Raw genomic sequence first — 21,321 nt, 5'->3', positions numbered from 1 at the left:
GGCACCCCGACGTGCTAAGACGAAGGCGACACTGTTCGGCATTCGACCGGATCGACATCCCATCCTCGATTGCCGCCGGCCGAATCCCCGCATTGGAAGCCGCCCCGCGACTCAGATCATCCTAGTCCGCCCGCAGGGTCGTGACGTCCGCCTTCGTGGCCTACCGCGGGCTCGACGAGAGGCTCCGGACCCGACAGCGTCAGATCTCCGCAGCTCAGCGGCTTCACTTTCGCCGCGGGAATCACGCCGACGAGTTCGCCACGAGAGAGAGAGAGAGAGAGAGATCTCCTCGAGTCGAGCCGCCCCGGATCAAACCCGGGATGGTGGGCTTCGCCGACAGTCGACCCGCGTATAACGGGGCCGAGTCGAATAGCAGGACTGACACGGGCGCCATCCCTCGGTTCGGTGGACCTAGTGGCAGGCCAGGGCACGAGTCGGCCGCCAGAATGCGATGTCTCGCCCGTAATGTCAGTGTCGTGACTCGTCCGGAGCGTCGACCGATGAGTGCGACGCGGACCCGGCCAGGGTCCTCGCCGGGCCACGACTCCCGAGGTCTGCCGCCATGGGATACGGCGCGGACTCCCGGCCGCCGCTGAGGAGTCAGCCGGTCCGGATGTCGCCCCCGGCCCACCGCCGTCGTCGCACGGGGAGCAAATCGAGTCGCCCCGGCGGCCCGCGGTGGGGAAGACTCACCCGAATGACCACCACCGTCCTGACGATGCCGTCCGAGGCTCCGTCGTACGGGGCCGTGCGGCTGCGTGCCTTCGACGAACGCGACGTGGACATGCTTCGCGAGCTCTCGACCGATCCGTATGTGCCGCGGACCGGGTCCCTGCCCGCGAACGCCGGGCACGCGGACGCCGTGGCCTACATCGAACGGCAGCTCGCCCGGCCGGGCAGCGGCGCGGGGCTGCCGTTCTGCGTGGCCGCGACGGACACCGACGAGGCGATCGGCACCGCCGGACTGAACTGCGGCCCGCTCGCCGCCGGTCGGGCGACGGCGGGTTACGCCGTCGCACCGCGACATCGGGGGCGCGGACTGGCGGGGCAGGCGCTCGTCGCGCTGACCCGCTTCGCCTGGTCGGTCCCCGGGCTGCACCGCGTCGAGCTCTACATCGAGCCGTGGAACCGCGCGTCCTGGCGCACGGCGGAACTCGCCGGCTACACCCGCGAGGGGCTGCTGCGCAGTCACCAGGAGATCGGCGGGCGGCGGGTCGACATGTACCTGTACGCCGCGATCGCCGAGGACGGCAGGGACGGCGGTTCCGCGCCGAGCGCGGGCTGAGGCCGGAGTCACCGGCCCACAGCGGACAGACCGGCGGCGGGCCCACCGCCGCACCGACGATCGCGACCCGGCGGCCGCCACCGGCGTCCCGGGCCGCAGAGGGAGGAAGTCGTGATCAACCCGGGCCTGGACGGCCGGACGGTCCTCGTCACCGGCGGGGCAGGCGGGATCGGCGCCGCGATCTCGCGGGCTTTCGCGGCGCAGGGCGCCCGCGTGGCGGTGCACTACTTCGACGGGCAGGCCCCGCCGGAGGACGCCCGGTGGGAGCACTACAGCCCGTCGCGGGCCGACGCGGAACGCCTCGCCACGTCGATCGGCGGCGTCGCCGTCGGCGCCGACCTGTCCGCACCCGCGGCCGCCTCGACGCTCCTCGACTCGGTCGAACGGCTGCTCGGCCCGTTGGACGTAATCGTCAACAACGCGGCTCACTGCGAGAGCCCGGACACGTTCGCGGAACTGGACGAGTCCGGACTCGCCCGGCACTACCAGGTGAACGCGGTGGCCCCGACGATGCTGATCGCGGAGCTGGCCAGGCGAAGCGCGGGCCGCGCCGTCTGCGTCGTGAACATCAGCACCGACGCCGCGCGCGCGTTCCCCGGGCAGATCGGTTACGGCTCGTCCAAAGCGGCGCTGGAGGCGGTGACCAGGGCCGCGGCGCTGGATCTCGGGCCGCAGGGCATCAGGGTCAACGCCGTCGCGCCGGGCCCGGTGCAGACCGGCTGGATGAGCGAGGAACTGATCCGCGATGGAATCGAGACGATTCCGCTGCGACGCGTCGGAGATCCGACGGACATCGCCGACGCGGTCGTCTTCCTGGCGTCGCGGCAGGCCCGCTGGATCACCGGGCAGGTGCTCCAGGTCGCGGGCGGGCACGCACTCTAGACGCACGGTGGCGGCACTCGACGAGCCGCCAGCGTGGCATCGCGGCCTGCCCGGTGCGGCCGAGCATGCTGTGGCGGAACCGAGCCGATCAGCGGGTAGCGCACCTCGATGACGTTCGACCGCGGAACGGTGCAGGCCGCCCGCCGCGAATCCGCTGCACCCCGGAACACGGATCGTGGCTCGACACCGCCGCGATCGAATTCCCCGCACTCCCGCGCCGATGACCGGATCGCCGGGCCGATGACCTGGCTGTCCTCAACCGCGAACGCGCCGCCGGACCGAACGCCGACGAACACCGACCAGTGAACGGGAGAGTCGCGATCACCGACACCTGCGGCACATTCCGCCGCCCATACCCGGCGCGGAGAAGCGACCGATTCGTAGGGCCTGCCATACCCCCAAGACGGGGTCTGCGCCCATCGCCGGGTGCACGGCCCGTTTCTAGCATGGATATGTGCACATTCAAGGAGGAGCAGCCCCTCAGACGCCGCTGAAAGCGCTACGGCAGCGACGTTTCCTCCGCACTCGGTGGCCGTGGCGAAGCCTCGCCTCGGCCGGGGCCGCTCTGGTGGTCGGTGGTGTGGCCGTCTCCGCAGTCGGGCTGATGCTTGTGCCACTGATCATGCTCAGTGAAATCGTGGTCGAGGCTCGCCAGGGCGTTGTCGAAATCGAGCTGTGGCTCGTAGTCGTCCTGCCATTGCTGAGCCTGGGACTACTCGCCGCCCTCGGTCCGCTCGTGGCGCTCCCGGTGGCAGTCGTAGAACGGTGGCGTCTGCGGCTGGTCCACCCGCCCATCCTCCCTGGCCACCGTGCACCGCGCACCGGGCCGTGGTCCTGGCTGCGCAGCCGCTACACCGAGTCCGCGACCTGGCGCGAGTTCGCCTACCTGCTGCTTCTGTGCTTCTTCATCACCCCTCTCAGCTACGTCGTGCTGTCCGCCATGGTGGTGTACGGAGCAGCCTTAGTGGGTGCGCCCGTCCTCGTCGCCGTCGGCGAATCCTTCGCCCTGAACCAGTGGCGGGTTACCCACGTGCCCACTGCGCTCCTGCTGATGCCGGTCGGTCTCGTGCTCCTGCTTGCCTCGGCCTACGCGGCGGCCATCGTGGCGCACTTCAACGCCGTGCTGGGACGTACGCTGCTGGGCGGTGAGCCCGCCGAAAGCCTGCGGGCCGAGCTGGTCGAAGTGACACGTTCCCGGGCTCGGCTGGTGGACGCCTTCGAGGCGGAGCGGCGGCGCATCGAACGTGACCTGCACGATGGCGCGCAACAGCGGCTGGTCGCTTTGGCGATGCAGCTGGGTCTCGCCCGCATGGACGCCCCGGCGGGTTCCGCGATGGAGCGCACCCTCGCCGCCGCGCACGAGCAGGCCAAGACGCTCACCAGCGCCATGCGGGAGATCATCCACGGCATCCATCCGCAACTGCTCGCGAACCACGGACTGGCTGCGGCCCTCCCCGAACTCGTCGAACGATCCGCCATCCCGGTCTCCCTGTCGATGGACCTGGCAGAACGGCCACCCTCACACGTGGAGTCCAGCGTCTACTTCGCCGTCGCCGAGGCGCTGACGAATGCTGCCAAACACACCCAGGCCCGGCGGATCACGGTCGAGATCCACCGTGAGGGAGCGACGCTGGTCCTCGAAGTCACCGACGACGGTCAGGGTGGCGCGGACCCGGACCGGGGAACTGGTCTGACCGGCCTGGCCGACCGCATCGCAGTGATCGGAGGCAGAATGTTGCTGTCCAGCCCAGCTGGCGGGCCGACCCGGATTCGAGTGGAGATTCCTTGCAACGACACTCCCCCCTCCGAGTTGTCCTAGCAGAAGACGGGGTGTTGCTCCGCGAAGGCCTGCGGAGCCTGCTGGAGCGTTTCGAGTTCACGGTCGTAGCCTCGGTTGGGGACGCGGAGGCGCTCGTCTCAGCCGTGGACCAGCACAGCCTCGATCTGGTGATCACCGACGTCAGGATGCCGCCGGGCTTCCGCGACGAGGGGCTGCGAGCGGCGGTACAGCTCCGCACCACGCGTCCTGAACTTCCCATCGTGGTGTTGAGCCACTACGTCGAGACCCGCTACGCAGAAGCGCTCCTCGATTTCCACGACGGGCGCGCCCTCGGCTATCTCCTCAAGGAACGTGTCGCAGAGATCGAGGATTTCGTGGCCTCGCTGCGTCGCGTCGCCGCAGGCGGGACCGTCGTCGACCCTACGGTGATCAAGCAGTTGGTGCAGCGGCAGCGCGACCCGCTGGACCGGCTCACCCAGCGCCAGCGTGACGTGCTGGTCCTCATGGCCGAAGGACACTCCAACGCCAGGATCGCCCGGGACCTGACCGTCAGCGAAGCCGCGGTCGGCAAGCACATCGGGAGCATCATGGCGAAGCTCGACCTCGCTTACGCGGATGTCGACGTCAACCGTCGGGTGAAAGCGGTGCTGGCGTTCCTGCGCGCCGGATAGCGTGTCGGTGCTATCGAGCGGGAATCGTGGTGCAGGACCATGCGCAGCGGGTTCTTCCCCGATTCGCCCGTAGGGAACGGGCTGTGACGGCCTCGACGACGTCACGATCGGTGCGGCGCAGTTCCGAGAACCGACGAGAGTGCCGCGGCAGAGGGTCATTTGTCGATGAAGCTCGCGGGTCCACGTCCGATTCGCCGAAGTCGGGCGCGGATGCGGGTGCGCACCGCCGCCGCTTTCGCGCCCGCTAGTGCTGCTCCCGACCGATTCGCTCACTCGGCGCGGCCAGTGCCGGGATCACGGGATGGTCCCGCAGCGCCGCCACGACCGCGTTCACCGCCGCGCGCTGCGTGGCGCCCCGCCGGACCACGATGGTGATGTTGCGGTGGACCGGCGTGCTCAGCTCCCTGGTGACGACGTCGTGGTCCGGCGTGACGGCCAGAGCGGGCAGCAGCGCGATCGAGCGGCACGACTCGACGTGCCGCAACAGCATCAGCGTGTTGCTGAACCGGCAGGCCACGCGGGGTTCGAACCCCGACTCCCGGCACAGCCGCGTCGTCAGGTCCGCCATGTACGACCGAGGTCGGTCGAGAGCCCAGGTCTCCTGCGCGCACGCCGCGAGGTGCACCGTCGTGCGGGGGGCGAGCGGATGTCCACGCGGCAGCACCAGCACGATCGTGTCGATTCCCAACGGGATGATCTCCAGGTCCGCGCCCCACGCGAGGCCGGAGTAGTCCGTGGTGGTGACGATGACGTCGGCCTCCCCGGCCCGGAGGGCGGGGCCGCTCTCGTGCGGCTCCGACTCGATCAGTTCCAGCCGAAGATGCGGATGGGTGGCGGCCAGCCGCGTCGCCGCCGGAACCGCGAGGGGGTAGACCGCGCTCTGGAACACCCCGAGGCGCACCGTGCCGATCGGCTCGTCGTGCAGCGCGCGCAGTTCGGACTCGGCCTCGGCCATCTGGTCCAGGATCTCGCGGCCTCGGCGGGCCAGCAGCAGGCCCGCCGGAGTGAGCCGGACTCGCCTGCCGGTCCGTTCCAGCAGCGTGCAGCGGGTCTCGACCTCCAACACGGCCAGCTGTTGGGAGACCGTCGAGGCGCTCAGGTGCAGGCTCTCGGCGACCGCGCGCACCGTGCCGAGGGTGTCGAGCAGGCTGAGCATCCGCAGGCGCCACGAGTTGAGCACGCCGTCGACTGTACGGTTTCGCCGAACAGAGTGATGGGATCCGTGCGATGGACGCGCGCAGCGATCCGTCCCTACCGTCGACGACATGCCTACCGAGAGAGCCCCCGCCGACCCGGCCCGCCACCTCATCCGCTACTCGGGCAGCAACCCCTTCCTGCCGGAGGTCATCGCCCGCGCCGCGGGCACCTCGGTGTTCACCGAGGACGGCCGCGAACTGCTCGACTTCACCTCAGGCCAGATGAGCGCGATCCTCGGGCACTCGCATCCGGCGATCGTGGCGACGGTCCGCGAGCAGGTCGCACATCTGGACCACCTGCACAGCAGCATGCTGAGCGGTCCGGTCGTCGAACTCGGTCGACGACTGGCCGAGAGTCTGCCCGACCCGCTGGACAAGGCCCTGCTCCTCACCACCGGGGCGGAGGCGAACGAGGCCGCGGTGCGGATGGCGAAGCTGGTCACCGGCAGGCACGAGATCGTCTCGTTCGCCCGGTCCTGGCACGGGATGACGCTGGCCGCCGCGAACGCCACCTACAGCGCGGGACGCAAGGGCTACGGACCGGCCGCGCCGGGGAACTTCGCGCTGCCCGTCCCGCACCGCTTCCACCCCGACATCGTCGACGCGAACGGCGAACTCGACTGGCACCGCCAGCTCGACCTCGGCTTCGACCTGATCGACGCCCAGTCGTGCGGCAGCCTCGCCGCCTGCCTGATCGAGCCGATCCTCAGCTCCGGCGGCGTCATCGAACTCCCGCCGGGGTACCTCGCCGCGCTCGCCGAGAAGTGTCGGGAACGCGACATGCTGCTGATCCTCGACGAGGCGCAGACGGGGCTGTGCCGCACCGGCGACTGGTACGCCTTCGAGCACGACGGCGTCGTGCCCGACATCATCACGCTCTCGAAGACACTCGGCGCGGGACTCCCGTTGGCGGCCGTGCTGACCAGCGCGGAGATCGAGCAGCGGGCGTACGACCGCGGCTTCCTGTTCTTCACCACCCACGTCAACGACCCGCTGCCCGCCGCCGTCGGCAACACCGTCCTGGACGTCCTGGTCCGCGACCGCCTCGACGAGCGGGCGCGGCAGCTCGGCGCTCGGCTGCGGGCCGATCTCGACGGCCTCGCCGCCCGGCACGAGGTCGTCGGGGACGTCCGAGGCCGAGGCCTCCTGCTGGGCATGGAGCTGGTCGGCGACGCGGTCCTGGGCGCGGGCGGCGCGGATCGGCTCGGCGCGGCCGTCACCCGCCGCTGTTTCGAGCTCGGTCTGCACATGAACATCGTGGCGCTGCCGGGAATGGGCGGCATCTTCCGGATCGCGCCCCCGTTGACGGCGAGTGACGCGGAGATCGCCCGCGGCGTCGCCGTCCTCGATCAGGCGCTCACCGACGCGGCGCGGGAGCTGTGAGCATCCGACGGACGAGCACGACCGAGGGGCGGCCCGTGTCCAGCACGGTGCCGCCCCTCGGCCGGTCGTCGTCGGACGCCGAGGGCGACCGCTTGCGTCTGTCCGAGCCTTACCGCTGCGACCAGGGCGGATCGGTCGGGTCCAGGCGGCTGGTGTCGATCTTCCGCTCCTCGGTGTCCACGCTGTAGGCGTCCTCACCGGGATTGACCATGTGGGGCGGAATCTCGTGTGCCCCCGGCTTCCAGTTGTCCCACTGCGTCCAGTCCTCCATCAGACCGGGATTGGCAGGGGGCGTGGGAGCGGGCGGCGGCGTCGGAGCGGGTGTGGGCGGCGGTGTCGGCTCCGGGTCGAGCGGCGGCGCCCCGTCCCACTCCTGCCAGGTCATACCACTGTTGCCCGGCGGGCGAGGCTCGGAGGCCCACGCGGCGGTGGAGCCGTCGAAGTCCTCCGGAATCGAGACCGGCGGTTGGGGCTTCGGTTCGGAGGCCCAGGCCGCCGTGGAGCCGTCGAAGTCCTCCGGAATCGAGACGGGTCGAGGTCCCCCCGGTCGCGGCTCCTCGGCCCACGCCGCCGCGCTGCTCTCCGCGTCGGTCGGTCCTCGCGACGGCGGCGGCGCCACCGGGTCGTCCGGGGTCAGCGGCGGTGCCGAATCCCACTCCATCCACGTGTTCGCGCCGTTTCCGGAACTGCCCGACGGCGGCGGCGCCACCGGGTCGTCCGGGGTCAGCGGCGGTGCCGAATCCCACTCCATCCACGTGTTCGCGCCGTTTCCAGAGCTGCCCGACGGCGGCGGGCCGCTCGGGTCGGGCGTCGTTCCCGATCCGCTGGTCGGCGTGGGCGTGCCGTCGCCGGGGCCAGACCCGCCGAAGCCGGGGTTCTGTCCGGGCGTGGAGTCGAAGGAACCCCCGCCCCCGGCGCCGTCGAGGCCCGACCTGTACCCCACGGCCCCGCCCAGAGCACCGCCGATCACACCGCCGGCGGCACCCGCGGCGAGCGCCTGTTCGCTGTGTTCACCGCCCTGGAGCTCGGTGTTGAACGCGGCACCGAGCACGCCGCCCACGGTGCCGCCGGCCGCCCCGCCGAGGATCGCTCCGCCCCAGTCCGCCCTGCCGGGGTTGAGGCCGGGGACCTTGTCGCCGATCGGCTTGATCAGGTTGTCGGTGATCTTGCCGCCGAAGTTCTTCGCGATCCCGCCGAAGACACCGGAGGCGAGACCGCCGCCGAGGCCGCCCGCGACACCGGACAGGGCGGCGGCACCGGTCTTGCTGGTGTCCCACTCCTTGCGGTCGCCCGCGGCGATCTGACCGACCTGGATCGCCGCGTCGACGAAGAGGTTGGCACCCAGGTTGATCACGATCTGCTTGATGATCTCGCGGATCGTCGCCATCAGGGCCTGGAGGATGGCACGCACCACGCCCTGGGTCGCCGCCTGCGCCGCGGGGATCGCCGCCGTGCTCGCGCCGAAGGTGATGACGGCCATGGCGAGCATCACGGCGATCTGCGCGAACAGCAGCGACAACGCGACGATGATGCTGATCTTGGTGTACTCGACCTCGAGGGCGACGTTGTCGCAGGCCTCGCCGAGCTTGGCGCACAGCTCTTGGAGGACGACCAGCGGCGACTCCTCGCCCTGGGTGAGCTTCTCGCCGTACTTGCGGAACTCGTCGGCGGTGGCGCCCTCCATCGAGCCGAGCACGTCGGCGACGGCGGACGCGGTGTCACCGAGCACGCCCTCGACCTCGCTCGCGCAGGTCGCCCAGGCGTTCCCGAGTCGCCGCAGCGCGTCCTCGTCGCCCTCGGGGAAGTCGGCCCCGACGACGACGGAGGCGAGTTCCTGGAGCCCGGACGGCATCGTGATCGTCATAATGTCCTTCCCGCGTTGTCCAGGTTCGCGGCGGAGATGGTGTCGTCCGACTCCCACTGGTCGGCCGTGACGTCCAACGCCTCCTTGGTCGCGTTGAGCTCCGTGTCGAGGAACTCGCGACCCTTCTGCACCTCGTCGGCGGCGGCGTTGTACTCGGTCTCGAAGGCGGCGCCGGACTCGTCGGAGCCCCAACAGGCACCCTCGGCGTCCCGAACGGACTGGAGTGCGGCGAACGCGGAGGCGAGGCGGTCGGCGGCCGCGGCGAACTTCGGCGACTTGGCACGCACGCCGTCGGGATCTACCAGCATGTCATCGCGCATCAGCTGTACCTCTCCTCCCACCGGGACGCCAGGTAATCGTCGTCGTCCTCGTCCTCGTCGTCCTTCACGGCGGCGCGGGTGCTGCTCTCGTCGTCATCGTCATCGTCGTCGTCCGCTCGCGGGGTGCGAGAGGGCACCTCGGGCGCCGCCGGGATCAGGCCCTTCAGCGAGGGCGCGCCCTCGAAGACGTCCGGCAGGTCCGGCAGTTCGGCCATGATGGGCGCGAAGGCCTCGTCGGCCTGTGATCGCGCGTCGCGCGCGGCGGCCTGCATGGTGAGCACGATGGTCTCGGAGAGCTTGATCGGCGTCGACGACTTGAAGGCCGCCGGGCTCAACTGAAGATCGGTGACGATCCCCGCGGAGTTGACCTGCACGGTGACCAGGCCGTCCCGTGAGGTCGCCCGCCCGGTCGTGGCCAGAGCCTGCTCCTGAGCCTGCTTGAGCTGTGCCGTCTGTCTGCCGATGCCTTCCAGCAGCGATGTCATGGTCTCTCGCATCGCGGCGTTACGAGCTTCGAGATCCGGGCGCTGCCGCGACGAGGGGTTGGTCATATGCCCTACTTCCACTGCGGGAGAACTTCGGTCGGCCTGTGTCGGAGGTGGCAGCAACCCGTCAACAGGGCGTGTCCTTCCGTCCGCGACCAGAGCGATGCGCGCGCCGACGGCCCCTGACAGGCAGACAGACCGTCCCACTCTGCACGCATGCACAGATCTTCGTCCGACGACAGTGCGGGATTCAAGTGTTCACCGTGCGGCGGCAGGCGAATTCTCAGGCAACGCCGCATGTCCGAGCCGGTCAGGCGCCTTTCACCGCCTACGGCGAGCTGGCTCACGTCCGCCGCGGACGGCCTCGGCCGCGACCGTCCCTAGTGGAGGGACGACGTGTCCATCGGGAGCCCGTCGAGCGCGGGCCACCCGCGGCATGGGGCGAGCGGGGTGCCGATCTCCTCGACACCGATCTCTCGACACCGGGCGGGCCGCGCCGGCCCGGCCTCACACAGCGGACGATCGGGCCGCGGGCCGCACGCTGTCGTGGTGTGTCGCCGAGGCCCACCGCCGAGGCAGGCCTCCGGACGACATGACGGGTCGTCAGGAGGGGCCGCGACGCCGAGCCAGGTCGACCATCCGCTCCGCACCGCCACGCCACGGCGGGCCGTGACCGACGAGGATCGTGCCCGCGCCCGTCTCGGCGATGACCCGCAGCGAGTCGAGCGCCCGGTCCTCATCGGCCGTCGCGGCGCCGGAGACGATCTGCGGTCCGGTGGTGCCCCGGTACGGATCGAGCGTCACCACCGCATCGCCTGCGATGACCGCGTCTCGATCCGGGAAGTGCAGCGCGCAGTGGCCGAGCGTGTGCCCCGGGGTGAACAGCACGCGCGGACTGCCCGGCACCGGAAGCACGCCCTGCTCACGAATCCGTTCGACGTGACGCACCGGCTTCGGCCACCACGCCCGACGGGCCACCAGACCGGCCACGATGGGCAGCGCGGCGAGCTGGAACAGGTAGCCGGTGAGCGGCCGAGCGTGGGTGTACTGCCGGGGACGCCGGGTCAGGGGCACGTCGTTCTCGTGGATGTACACCGGCACGCCGAGCTCGGTACGCAGCCGCTCGGCGATCCCCAGGTGGTCGAAGTGCCCGTGGGTCAGCACGAGTGCCGCGATGTCCTGCGGCCGTCTGCCCAGTTCGGTCAGGGCCGCCGTCAACGGCCGCCACGACGTGGGCAGGCCCGCGTCGACCAGCAACACCCGGTCGCCCTCCTCGACGAGGTAGAGGTTCACGTGTGACTCGGTCACGCAGTGGATTCCGGGAGCGACGTTCCTGGTGAGCATGGGAGCCGGTTACCCCGCCCGGCCGGGTCCACTCCTCGTCGCGGGACGTCGCCGCGGCGGCGCAGGATCTCCCGCGTTCTCACCGGGGGCGTCGGCGACGCCCCCGTGGTGGTCAGACGTGTTCCGCGCCCGTGTCTCGGTCCGAGCCGCGCATCGGGTCGTCGATGGACACCTGATGGGTGCCGTCGGCGGCGAGGTGTCGTCGTTCCAGCGCCTCGCTGTGGGACAGGAGGGCGGGGTAGTCGACGGCGGCGCCGCGCAGCAGGGTCTCGACGACCTGTTCGGCGCTCTCGTCGTCGAGATGGCTGCCGAAGAGCGCCCGGTAGTGGGCGAAGGACGCGATGACGTCGACCAGTTGATCGACGTCGACGTCCCGGCGCACGTCCCCCCGGTCGACGGCACGCAGGAGCGTCTCGCGCACGGCCTTCCTGGACGGCTCGATCACCGAGCCCAGATACCGCTGGTGCAGGACGGGATCGTGCAGGCACTCGGCGTACAGCGCGCTGTAGGCGTCCGGCCGGATGGTGCGGTAGGCGGCGAGGAACAGGGTGAGGCTCTCGGCGATGTCGCACAGCGTGCATCCGGTGTCCGGCGGCGCGGGCACGTCGAGCCGGGATTCGACGGCCGCCAGCACGAGCGCCGCTCGCCCCGGCCATCGCCGGTAGATCGCGGGCCGCGAGGTCCCGGCGCGGCGGGCGACCTCGCCGAGGCCGACTCCCGGATAGCCGCGCTCGGCCAGCAGCTCCAGCGTCGCCGCGGTCACGGCGGCGTCGATGTGCATGTCCCGAGGACGGCCGGCCTGCCTGACCGCGGCGCCGGTGGTCGCCTCGGCACGCTCCGCTGCCCGCTGTCGGGCCGTCGACTGCTCCTGGGCCATGGCCGACAGGCTACCTCTCGCCCATTACATATCGACCTGTAACGAATTCGCGCCTCGACCCCACCGCACTTGGGTTACATTGCGGCACGTAACGGATTACGGAGGAGCCCGCCATGTCGCCGACCCGCCAGGACTCGCCTGCCTGCCGCCGCCGGGGCCGCCCGCGCACCCGGCCGCGGACGGTCGAACCCCGTATCGACGCGCCGAGCAGCACCCGGCAGAAGGAGCCGAACCGATGACCGTGTCGAACCCGCACGCCGACGAGACGACAGCCGAGCCGCCCGCCAGGGCAGGCGGACGAGAATGGGCCGGGCTCATCCTGCTGGCCCTGCCGATGGCGGCGCTGTCCACCGACCTGACGGTGCTGTTCTTCGCCCTGCCGACCCTCAGCGCCGACCTGGACCCGACCCCCACCCAGCTGTTATGGATCACCCACGTCTACGGGTTCCTCATCGCGGGCTTCCTCGTCACCGCGGGTCGGCTCGGCGACCGGGTGGGCCCCCGGCGGCTGCTCTTGATCGGGTCGGCCGCCTTCGGCGTGCTCTCCGTGGTGGCGGCCTTCTCCACCAGCGCGACGATGCTCATCGCCGCCCGCGCCGCCCTCGGCATCGCCGGTGCCACCCTGATGCCGTCGCTGTTCTCCCTGCTCCGCACCATGTTCCGCGACGACAGGCAGCGGCGGCTGGCCATCGCCGTCATGTTCAGCACCTTCACCGTCGGCGGCGCGGTCGGGCCGGTGCTCGGCGGGGCGCTGCTGGAGGTCTTCTGGTGGGGCTCGGTCTTCCTCATCAACGTCCCGCCGATCGTCCTGCTGCTGCTCGGCGGGACGACGCTGCTGCCGGAGCGCACCGAGCGCAACCGCGATCCCATCGACCTGCTCAGCGTCGCCCTGTCGGTGAGCGGGCTGCTGGCGATCGTCTACGGCCTCCAGGAACTGGCGGCGGGCCCGGAGACCGGCGGCGTGCCGTGGTCCGCGCTGCTCAGCGTCGGCGCGGGCGTCGGCATCATGGTCCTGTTCGTCCGCAGACAACGACGGATCGCCTCGCCGCTGTTCGACATGGCTCTGCTGGCGAACCGGCGCATGGCGGCCTCGCTGACGACCCTGCTGATGATGGGCATCAGCGTGACCGGGGTCTTCTACCTCTTCACCCAGTACCTCCAGTGGGTCGGCGGGCTGTCCCCACTTCAGGCGGGCCTGTGGACGCTGCCCTACATCGTGCTCAACATCGTCGGAGCCATGACCGCACCCGGCCTCGCCGAGCGACTGCGGCCCGCCGTGGTCGCGGGGACGGGCGTGTTCATCGCCGCCGTCGGCGCCTGCTGTCTCGTCCTGACCGCCGGTTCCGACGTCTCACTCGTCCTGTCGGTCGCCTCGATCTCGATCGTCGGCCTCGGGCAGGGTGTCGCCGGGGCGCTGCTCAGCGACCTGATCGTCTCCAGCGCCGCCGTCGAGAAGACCGGCTCGGCGGTCTCCGCCCAGGAGGTCGGCGGCGAGGCGGGCGCCGCGCTGGGCATCGCCGCGGGCGGGATGGTCGCGATCCTCGCCTACCGCCACGGACTCTCGGACCTCCCGGCGGCCGTTCCCGAGTCCGCCGCCGAGGCCGCCAGGGCAGGCGTCCACGAGGGCGTGGCCGTCGCCGAGAACCTGCCCGCGGGGGGCCCGCAGCTCTTGGGCGCCGTCCACCAGGCGGTGGGCCTGGGCCTGCAGGCCTACGCGGGCCTGGCCTGCATCATCCTGATCGCCACCGGCGCGTTCCTCCTCGCCGTGCTCGGGAGGCGACGCACGCCTTCCTGAGTCCCGTACTGCTGAGTCCCGCATGCTGTCCGAGCCCCGCGCGCCGTCCCTGGGACACGGGCGCGTCGCCCTCGGGGACACGGGCGGGTCGCCCTCGAGGACACGGGCGCGTCGGCGCCGCGTCACGCCGCGGGCACCGCTCCGGCGGGCTCGGCAGCACCGTCACCACGGCCCGGCTCTCGGTGTGCGCCCGCACCGGGAGCCGCCGGTCGTGCGGCACGGGGACGCCTTGGGGCCGCGTCCGTCCGGGCACCGCGGTCCGCCCGCTCGGGCAGGCGTCTCGCGTGCTCCCCGGCGGGTCTGGCGCGTACCGGCACGAACGGAGACGCCGCACCGTCCGGGGACGGCACGACCGGGCGGCCCCTCAGAGCCAGTTGCGCTCGCGCGCGTACCGCGCCGCCTCGTGTCGGGTTCGCGTCTGCGTCTTGCGCATCGCGTTCGACAGGTAGTTGCGCACCGTGCCCTCGGCCAGGTGCAGCCTGGCGGCGATGTCCACCGCGGAGTATCCGTCCCCGGTCTCCCGAAGCACGTCGACCTCGCGGTCGGTCAGCGGACAGTCGTCGACGACGGCCAGCGCGGAGACGTCCGGGTCGATCCACCGCCTGCCCTGATGCAGGACGGCGATGACCGAGGCGATGTGCGCGGGCTCCGCCGACTTGCTGACGAAGCCCTGGACACCGAGTTTCAGCGCCTTGCGCAGCACGCCGGGCCGGGCATGCCGCGTCAGCATCAGGATCACCTGGTCCGGCCGCGCGCGGCGGATCTCGGCGACCGCGCCCAGCCCGTCCACGCCGGGCATCTCCAGATCGACGACCAGCACATCCGGGTGGTGCCGCAGTGTGGCGGCCACGGCCTCCGCCCCGTCCTGCGCCTCCGCGAGGACGGTGATCTCGCCTTCGAGGGGCAGCAGCGCCGCCATCGCCTTGCGCAGCAGCACCTCGTCATCGGCCAGCACGACGGACGTCATCGGGCATCCTTCCGGACATCGGGGACGGCGGATCGCACGGTCGAGCCGACACGCGGCGGCGGGAGACGGGCGGCCGTCGAGAACACCGCGCCGTCCTGCTCGACCGTCAGCTCGCCGCCCTCGCTCGCGAGCCGGTCCCGCAGCGTCGCCAGCCCGCGCAGCCGCGGCGGCGACTCCTCCGACGCCCCGTCGTTCACGATCGCGATCCCCGTCTCCGACAGCGTGATCCGCACCTCCCGTGCCTGCGCGTGCCGCAGGATGTTGGTGGTCGTCTCCCGAAGCACCTGGCCCAGCAGCTCGTCGACCCGCGCGTCGACGTCGGCGGACCGGACCACACGCACCCGGATGCCCGCCGCCTCGAAGAGGTTCTTCGCGTTCTCCAGCTCCGCGGCCAGGTTGAGCCGCCGCTGGGCATAGGCCAGTTCCCTGGTCTGCGTGATGGTGTCGCCGACCAGCGCGTGCACCTCGCGCAACTCCTGCTCGGCACGGTCGACGTCGGTGCGCATCAGCTTCCTGGCGAGCGCGATCTTGAGCTTCACCACGTGCAGGGTGTGGCCCTGGATGTCGTGCAGTTCGCTGGAGAAGCGGGCCCGCTCCCGAGCGACGGCGATCTCCCCCTCCCGATCCCGCGCCTCCTCCACCTCCGTGAACAGCTCGTAGAACCGCCGGTTCGCGGCCATGAGTCCGATCGTCGCCAGCACGAGGCCCGTCGGGTAGACGACGTAGCCGATGAGGTCGGCGATCAGGTCGTCCGTGGCGATCACCACCCGCGCCACGCCCACGGCGGCGACGTAGGACGCCAGGGCGACGGCGGCCCGTGCCCGGTGCCGCCGCGCCGAGACGATCAACGGCCCGACGATGGTGAGGCCGTAGAAGGCGGCGGGGGCGGCGTCGGAGAACAGCGCCCCGTAGAACCACACCGCCGCCGTGACGAGCAGGCAGGGGACGGCGACGCGGTCGAGGTCGTCCACCGACCACCGGAGGGCGCCCAGCAGGCCAGCGATCGCTCCCGCGCCGAGGATCACGACGTCCAGCCACGTCTGGGAGAAGAACGCGACGATCAGCACGCCGACGGGTCCGAAGATCACGAGCATCCCGACGATGTTCAGCCTGCGCAGTCTGAGTCGAGGCGGGTCGACGTGGTCGGCCCGCGGTCCACCGTGGCGGCCCGCGGCCGAGGGCGGCTCGGCGTTGCTCGGTGTCATCGGACCTCCTCCGGGCGGTTCGGCGGGCTGTTCGGCGCGACGAGCGGATCCGCCGCCGCGACAGCGCCGCCCGCCCGCGACCGCGCCGCCCGCCCGCGACCGCCGATCCGGCCCGGACGGCGGTGGGCGTCGCTCCGGCCGAGGCGCCTGCGGATCGGGACAGTGCCGTCGCCCGCCGGAACCGGGGCACGCGGCCCGCGACGCCCAGCACGGCGGGCGCCCGCGCGGACGGCCCCGGCATCGGCGGAGGACGGCCGCTCGCGAGTATTCACCGCCTCGCATCCACCCACCAGTGACGCCACGTCACGTGTCTACCCGCTGGAATGTCATCACGAGCGATGACACCACCACACTGCCGAGAACGCGCGCAGGCGGCTGGACTGGGATCCATGACCACCACACCCGTCATCGAGGTCGAACGACTGAATCTGAAGTACGGCGACTTCCACGCCGTCCGTGATCTCTCGTTCCAGGTGCGACGCGGCGAGCTGTACGCGCTGCTCGGCACCAACGGCGCGGGGAAGACCTCCACGCTGGAGACGATCGAAGGGCATCGGAAGGCCACGTCCGGCACCGTCCGGGTGTTCGGGCAGAGCCCGCGAGACCGTCCTGCCGTGCGGCCCAGGATGGGCGTGATGCTCCAGGAGAGCGGCTTCGCCCCCGACCTCACCGTGCGAGAGTCGGTCCGGCTGATCGGCGCCCTCACCGGCCGCGCCGACACCGTCGACCGTGTGCTCGACGTCGTGGGCCTCACGCGCAAGGCCGCCACCACGGTGTCACAGCTCTCCGGCGGGGAGAAACGGCGGCTGGACTTCGCCACCGCCGTGTACGGCTCACCCGAGCTGCTCTTCCTCGACGAGCCGACCACGGGGCTGGACATCCAGTCCCGCGACGACCTCTGGGCCGCCGTGGACCGGCTGCGAAGCGCGGGCGCCACCATCGTCCTGACCACGCACTATCTGGAAGAGGCCCAGCAGCGGGCCGACCGCGTCGGCCTCATGCACCGGGGCGCCTTCCACCAGGAGGGGACGGTCGCCGAGCTGACGCGGACGCTGCCGTCCGTCATCAGCTTCCTCCTGCCCGCCGCGACACCCGCGGTGCGACTGCCGCTGCCCGCCGCGCGGGAGGACGACGGCCGGTTCGTCATCCGCACCCCGGACCGGCAGCGGGACCTGTACCTCCTGCTCCGCTGGGCACGGGAGCACGCGGTGGAGCTCCAGGAACTCGAGGCCGGGCCGACCCGGCTCGACGACGTGTTCCGCGCCATCGGCGACGACTGACCGACCGCCGAATCGACGGCATCTCTCAAGAAAGGGACACCCCTCATGCTCGCGATCGCCCGCGGCGAACTGATCCAGATCCTCCGCAATCGCTCCGTCCTGCTCACCGTCTTCCTCGTCCCGGCGGCGATGGCCGCGTTCTTCATCTATCAACACGACGTCTTCGAGCAGCTGGGCGGCGGTCTCGGCGTCATCGCCGCGCTGCTGGTGTTCTACGTCGCAGGCTTCGGGCTCTACACCACGGCCGTGACCACGCTCGCCTCCCGACGGCAGAACCTCTTCCTCAAGCGGCTGCGCTCCACCGCGACGGGCGACGCGGGCATCCTCACCGGCCTGCTGATCCCGGTGACCGTGATCTCGCTGCTCCAGGCCGCGCTGGTGCTGATCGTGCTGGGCGTCGTCGCCGGGGCGCCCGCCGACGTCGCGCTCGTGGTCGTGGCCGTGCTCGCCGTGGTGGCCATGATGGTCGGGCTGGGCCTGGCCACGGCCGGGATCACGAACTCGCCGGAGCACGCCCAGGTGACCACGCTGCCCATCGGCGTCGGCACCATCGCCCTCGCCAGCTGGATCGGCTTCGGCGGCACCGAGGAGCTCACACTGCTCAAGCGGCTGCTGCCCGGCGGCTCGGCCGCCGAACTGGTGGTGGCGGGCTGGAACGGCGGGGCCTCCCCCGCGGACTCGCTGCTCCTGCTGGCTCCCACGGCCGCCTGGGTGGTGATCTCGGTCGTGCTCGCCGCGATGTACTTCCGCTGGGAGCCGCGGCGGTGACCTGCGGGGCTGCCCGTACGGGTCGGCACCGTCCAGATCGGCACCGGGCGGATCAGCACCGCCGGATCACCATCCGGTCCGACACCCGTCCGATCCGGCCCGATGCCTCGGCCTGCCGTCGTGTCACGCGAACGCCGCCCCTGTCGACCATCGACGCGACCGGCGATCACCGCCGGTCGCGCCGAGCGCCCGGCCGCACGCCGCGCCGGGCCGTGGGTGCGTCAGAGCCGTTCGATCCAGACGTCACGGAATCTCGGGTTCTCCCCGGGATCGCCGTGATCCTGCAACCGGATCGGGCCCTGTGCCGGGGTCTCCGGCTGTCCCGCCCCGGTGGGGCCGTCCACCGCGACGTCGTCGTGCACCAGCTCGCCGTTCCACCACAGGCTCACGCGGGCATCGGCGATCTTCTCACCATCGCTGTCGAAGCGGGCCGCCTGAAACTCGATGTCGTAGGTCTGCCACGTGCCCGGCTCCGTCGCCGCGTTCACGTCCGGGGCCTTCTTCAGATAGATCGCGCCCGCGTCGTCGGCCGCGGGCGGATCGATGCCGAAGGACTCCAGCACCTGGATCTCGTAGCGCTCCTGGATGTAGACCCCGCTGTTGCCTCGGGCCTGCCCGGTGACCTCCGGCGGGTAGTGCGGCTGGTACCACTCGGCGTGCATCCGGAAGTCGCCGAACCGCTCCCTGGTACGGATGTCGCCGCCGTAGGACTCCATGGAGCCGTCGGCCACCGGCCAGGTCGCCTCGCCGCCTCCCACGGCCTCCCAGGCGTCCAGGTCCGTCCCGTCGAAGAGGACGATCCGTTCGGAGGGCGTGACGGTGAGCTTGTCGAAGTTGACATGCCCCTCGTCGTCCTCGTCATGGACGAACGCGATGGTGTTGGCGCCCTCCCGCAGGGGCAGCGTCTCGACGTGGTCGGCCCACTGGTTCCACGCCCCGGTGTGGGGCAGCCAGACCTGCTTGTGCTTCTCACCGTTGAGGTACAGGCTGACCGACTTCGTCGTCGGGTTCGGATGATCGGGGTTGAGCCCGTTGGCGTACCGCAGGGCGACGTCGTGGCGGCCCTCCTGTCCGGCGTCCACGGCGAAGGTGACGCCCGCGCCCGGGTCCCACATGCGGTAGACGAAGCCGGAACCCGAGTAGCCGGCGTGCTCGTCGTGGTAGTCGGCGCCGCCCGACAGCGCGGCGGACTCCGCCTCGTACTCCGCCGGGGCCGTCGTGCCGTCCGGCAGCGTGTTGAGCGTGTACCACGCCTCCGTGCTCCACAGCTCCTCGCCGGACTCGTCGGCGAAGGGCCGGGGCGAGTGCACGTACACGACGCGGCCCGGCTTCAGACCGTCCACCGCCAGCGTCACCGTCCGCCGGTCGTCCGACAGCGTCGCCGAGGTGGCCTCCAGGGTCTCCTCGTCGACCTTCGGACCGCCGTACCGGGGCGCGGCCACGTACCGCCACTGCTCGACGGCGTACTTCGACGCGAGATCCTGCGCGGTCTCCTCGGACAACGGCTGGGTGTACTCGAGCTCGAAGCCGCCGTCGACGGCCCGCATCTCGAGGATGTCGAACGCGTCGTCACCGGAGAGGGTCAGCTTCTGGAGGCCGTGCCGAAGCTTGCCCGCCTGGCCCCAGTTGCCTTCCGACCCGATGCCGCCGGTGTAGATCGCGCCGTCCGGGCCCAGGCTGATGCGGCTGGTCCCCGCCTCCAGGCCCTGGGTCATGCGGAACACCGCGCCCTGGTACTCGCCGCCGATCTCTTCCAGGTAAGCCCGCTGGATGCCGCCGTAGGTGACGTCACCGAAGATCATCTGGTCCTCGAAGACGCCGTCCGGCACCAGCAGCGGATTGGTGGGCGAGTTGGAGATCTCGCCGTGCGGCAGCCAGAGGACCGGTTCGGTCGCGGGCTGGTCGTCGTAGGGCCCGTCCGGGTTCATGTGGTGGCCGAAGAATCGGTCCTGCTTGACGTGCACCAGCTTCGACGTCGGCAGGTAGTCGCCCTGGTTGTCGGTGATGAACAGGTCGCCGTCCGGGCCCCAGCCGAGGCCGTTGGGCGTGCGCAGCCCGCCCGCGAGGTAGGTCACCTCGCCGGTGTCCTTGTGGACCTTGAGGGCGGTGCCCCGGTTCTCCACGGGCTGCGGGTCGGCGGTGGAGCCGCCGGGGATCATCGCGATGCCCAGGCTGACGTAGAAGTATCCGTCCTCGTACAGCAGGCCGAAGGCGAACTCGTGGTAGTTGCCGCCGAACGGCCAGGTCGCGACCGTGCGGTACTCGTCGGTCACCTCGTCGCCGTCGTGGTCGATGAGCGCGGTCAGGCCGTTCTTCTCCGACACGTACAGCGTGCCGTCGACGTACTTGATGCCCATCGGCTCCTGGAGGTCCTCGGCGATCTTCTTGTAGGTCACCTCGGACGGGTCGGTGTCGCCGACGACGTTGTCCACCAGGTACACCTCGCCGCGGACGCTGTCGCGCGAGCCACCCCAGGTGGCGATCGCCATCCGGTCGTCCGGCAGCCACTCGATGCCGCTGACCTGCGGCTCGAAGCCCTCGGGACGAAGGTTGTGCAGCGTGTAGTTCGGGTGCACGCCGGTCAGCGGCAGCCCGTCACCGGGGGACTCGTCGACGCCCTCGCACTCCTTGCGACCGGGCGAGGTGACGCGGGTGACGTCCGCGTCGGTGCTCAGCACGGAGTTGGGCACCACCGTGAAGCCGTCCACGCCCGGCGGCTGCCACTCCAGCAGCAGCCGCTGGTCGAAGTCGCCGTCGAAGTGGTCGATGTGCAGGGCGTGGGGGCCCTCGGTCAGGTCGATCGACCCGTCCTTCGGCGTCGCACCGTGCCTGCCGGGGTGGTCGATGACCTCGGTGCCGCCTAAGAACAGTCGGGCGCCGTCGTCACTGGTGAGACGGAAGTCGTAGGTGCCGGGGGCGTCGACGTGCAGGTAGCCGGTGACCTCGGTGACGAACCGGTCGGCGATGCCGAAGTCCTCTTCGGTCGTCCAGTCGATCGTCGGCATGAGCTTGTCGATGTTGGGGGTCTGGAACGGTTTCAGGACGCAGTAGTCCTCCAGGAGGACCTGCACGTCGAAGACGCGCATCGTCACCCCCGGTTCCTGCGGCGGAATGTCGGGCTGTGCCATGGTCGGGGCTGGGAACCCGACCATCAGCACCACGGCGAGCAGGGCCACGGGCAGCCGCATGGGCCTTCCTCCTCGGGCAGGGCGCGGCCCG

Annotated in this window: 17 protein-coding genes; 8 read left to right on the top strand and 9 right to left on the bottom strand. The window is 71.2% G+C overall.

Going from position 1 to position 21,321, the window contains the following annotated elements:
* Positions 1–697 precede the first annotated feature (697 nt).
* The 4 genes from AHOG_RS05140 (at position 698) to AHOG_RS05120 (ending at position 4,618) form a co-directional block, all read left to right on the top strand.
* The gene (locus tag AHOG_RS05140; protein WP_093940323.1) at positions 698–1,285 is read left to right on the top strand and encodes a GNAT family N-acetyltransferase; all 588 of its coding nucleotides are present in this window, start codon (positions 698–700) and stop codon (positions 1,283–1,285) included.
* A 111-nt stretch (positions 1,286–1,396) separates the two neighbouring features.
* Positions 1,397–2,167, top strand: a complete 771-nt coding sequence (locus tag AHOG_RS05135; protein ID WP_093940322.1) for an SDR family NAD(P)-dependent oxidoreductase — start codon at positions 1,397–1,399, stop codon at positions 2,165–2,167.
* A gap of 604 nt (positions 2,168–2,771) precedes the next feature.
* Positions 2,772–3,986, top strand: coding sequence for a sensor histidine kinase (locus tag AHOG_RS05125; RefSeq protein WP_211290528.1), 1,215 nt, complete (start codon positions 2,772–2,774; stop codon positions 3,984–3,986).
* Positions 3,987–3,997: 11 nt separating this feature from the next.
* Positions 3,998–4,618, top strand: a complete 621-nt coding sequence (locus AHOG_RS05120) for a response regulator (RefSeq protein ID WP_245856569.1) — start codon at positions 3,998–4,000, stop codon at positions 4,616–4,618.
* Between the two features lie 244 nt (positions 4,619–4,862).
* On the opposite strand, the gene AHOG_RS05115 is transcribed toward AHOG_RS05120, so the two are convergent.
* On the bottom strand, positions 4,863–5,798 hold the full coding sequence (locus AHOG_RS05115) for a LysR family transcriptional regulator (protein ID WP_211290527.1): 936 nt from the start codon (positions 5,796–5,798) through the stop codon (positions 4,863–4,865).
* A gap of 85 nt (positions 5,799–5,883) precedes the next feature.
* Between AHOG_RS05115 and AHOG_RS05110 the strand changes: the two genes are divergently transcribed.
* Positions 5,884–7,197: an aspartate aminotransferase family protein gene (locus AHOG_RS05110; protein ID WP_093940318.1), complete on the top strand. Its 1,314-nt coding sequence runs from the start codon at positions 5,884–5,886 to the stop codon at positions 7,195–7,197.
* Positions 7,198–7,306: 109 nt separating this feature from the next.
* On the opposite strand, the gene AHOG_RS05105 is transcribed toward AHOG_RS05110, so the two are convergent.
* From AHOG_RS05105 to AHOG_RS05085, 5 genes are all read right to left on the bottom strand, one after another.
* Positions 7,307–9,061, bottom strand: coding sequence for a WXG100-like domain-containing protein (locus AHOG_RS05105; protein WP_093940317.1), 1,755 nt, complete (start codon positions 9,059–9,061; stop codon positions 7,307–7,309).
* A complete protein-coding gene (locus AHOG_RS05100) occupies positions 9,058–9,381 on the bottom strand; it encodes a type VII secretion target (RefSeq protein WP_093940316.1) in 324 nt (107 codons plus the stop codon). Before AHOG_RS05100 ends, AHOG_RS05105 begins: the two co-directional genes overlap by 4 nt.
* Entirely contained in the window at positions 9,381–9,932 is a 552-nt protein-coding gene (locus AHOG_RS05095) for a YbaB/EbfC family nucleoid-associated protein (protein ID WP_093940315.1), read from the bottom strand. The genes AHOG_RS05100 and AHOG_RS05095 overlap by 1 nt, the downstream gene beginning before the upstream one ends.
* A 537-nt stretch (positions 9,933–10,469) precedes the next feature.
* Positions 10,470–11,174 carry an MBL fold metallo-hydrolase gene (locus AHOG_RS05090; RefSeq protein ID WP_245856568.1) on the bottom strand — a complete coding sequence of 235 codons (705 nt, stop codon included), beginning with the start codon at positions 11,172–11,174 and terminating at the stop codon, positions 10,470–10,472.
* A gap of 148 nt (positions 11,175–11,322) precedes the next feature.
* The gene (locus AHOG_RS05085) at positions 11,323–12,087 is read right to left on the bottom strand and encodes a TetR/AcrR family transcriptional regulator (RefSeq protein WP_093940313.1); all 765 of its coding nucleotides are present in this window, start codon (positions 12,085–12,087) and stop codon (positions 11,323–11,325) included.
* Positions 12,088–12,322: 235 nt separating this feature from the next.
* On the opposite strand from AHOG_RS05085, the gene AHOG_RS05080 reads away from it, so the two are divergent.
* Entirely contained in the window at positions 12,323–13,882 is a 1,560-nt protein-coding gene (locus AHOG_RS05080; protein WP_093940312.1) for an MFS transporter, read from the top strand.
* Between the two features lie 364 nt (positions 13,883–14,246).
* Here the strand turns inward: AHOG_RS05080 and AHOG_RS05075 are convergent, their stop codons facing one another.
* Positions 14,247–14,849 carry a response regulator transcription factor gene (locus tag AHOG_RS05075; RefSeq protein WP_093940311.1) on the bottom strand — a complete coding sequence of 201 codons (603 nt, stop codon included), beginning with the start codon at positions 14,847–14,849 and terminating at the stop codon, positions 14,247–14,249.
* Positions 14,846–16,054: a sensor histidine kinase gene (locus tag AHOG_RS05070; RefSeq protein WP_093940310.1), complete on the bottom strand. Its 1,209-nt coding sequence runs from the start codon at positions 16,052–16,054 to the stop codon at positions 14,846–14,848. Before AHOG_RS05070 ends, AHOG_RS05075 begins: the two co-directional genes overlap by 4 nt.
* 389 nt (positions 16,055–16,443) lie before the next feature.
* On the opposite strand from AHOG_RS05070, the gene AHOG_RS05065 reads away from it, so the two are divergent.
* A complete protein-coding gene (locus AHOG_RS05065) occupies positions 16,444–17,334 on the top strand; it encodes an ABC transporter ATP-binding protein (RefSeq protein ID WP_093940309.1) in 891 nt (296 codons plus the stop codon).
* Between the two features lie 45 nt (positions 17,335–17,379).
* The gene (locus AHOG_RS05060; protein ID WP_093940308.1) at positions 17,380–18,102 is read left to right on the top strand and encodes an ABC transporter permease; all 723 of its coding nucleotides are present in this window, start codon (positions 17,380–17,382) and stop codon (positions 18,100–18,102) included.
* Positions 18,103–18,323: 221 nt separating this feature from the next.
* On the opposite strand, the gene AHOG_RS05055 is transcribed toward AHOG_RS05060, so the two are convergent.
* Positions 18,324–21,290 carry a 3-keto-alpha-glucoside-1,2-lyase-like domain-containing protein gene (locus AHOG_RS05055; RefSeq protein WP_093940307.1) on the bottom strand — a complete coding sequence of 989 codons (2,967 nt, stop codon included), beginning with the start codon at positions 21,288–21,290 and terminating at the stop codon, positions 18,324–18,326.
* Between the last annotated feature and the right edge of the window lie 31 nt (positions 21,291–21,321).

The organism is Actinoalloteichus hoggarensis (assembly GCF_002234535.1).
GTDB lineage: Bacteria > Actinomycetota > Actinomycetes > Mycobacteriales > Pseudonocardiaceae > Actinoalloteichus_A > Actinoalloteichus_A hoggarensis.
Note: the sequence above shows the minus strand (reverse complement) of the source record. Positions and strands in the feature narration are given on the sequence as shown.

Coding starts and splice junctions, on each gene's coding strand:
- AHOG_RS05140 (WP_093940323.1), top strand. CDS start 698: ATGACCACCACCGTCCTGACGATGCCGTCCGAGGCTCCGTCGTACGGG.
- AHOG_RS05125 (WP_211290528.1), top strand. CDS start 2,772: ATGCTTGTGCCACTGATCATGCTCAGTGAAATCGTGGTCGAGGCTCGC.
- AHOG_RS05110 (WP_093940318.1), top strand. CDS start 5,884: ATGCCTACCGAGAGAGCCCCCGCCGACCCGGCCCGCCACCTCATCCGC.
- AHOG_RS05105 (WP_093940317.1), bottom strand. CDS start 9,061: ATGACGATCACGATGCCGTCCGGGCTCCAGGAACTCGCCTCCGTCGTC.
- AHOG_RS05100 (WP_093940316.1), bottom strand. CDS start 9,381: ATGCGCGATGACATGCTGGTAGATCCCGACGGCGTGCGTGCCAAGTCG.
- AHOG_RS05095 (WP_093940315.1), bottom strand. CDS start 9,932: ATGACCAACCCCTCGTCGCGGCAGCGCCCGGATCTCGAAGCTCGTAAC.
- AHOG_RS05085 (WP_093940313.1), bottom strand. CDS start 12,087: ATGGCCCAGGAGCAGTCGACGGCCCGACAGCGGGCAGCGGAGCGTGCC.
- AHOG_RS05080 (WP_093940312.1), top strand. CDS start 12,323: ATGACCGTGTCGAACCCGCACGCCGACGAGACGACAGCCGAGCCGCCC.
- AHOG_RS05075 (WP_093940311.1), bottom strand. CDS start 14,849: ATGACGTCCGTCGTGCTGGCCGATGACGAGGTGCTGCTGCGCAAGGCG.
- AHOG_RS05070 (WP_093940310.1), bottom strand. CDS start 16,054: ATGACACCGAGCAACGCCGAGCCGCCCTCGGCCGCGGGCCGCCACGGT.
- AHOG_RS05065 (WP_093940309.1), top strand. CDS start 16,444: ATGACCACCACACCCGTCATCGAGGTCGAACGACTGAATCTGAAGTAC.
- AHOG_RS05060 (WP_093940308.1), top strand. CDS start 17,380: ATGCTCGCGATCGCCCGCGGCGAACTGATCCAGATCCTCCGCAATCGC.
- AHOG_RS05055 (WP_093940307.1), bottom strand. CDS start 21,290: ATGCGGCTGCCCGTGGCCCTGCTCGCCGTGGTGCTGATGGTCGGGTTC.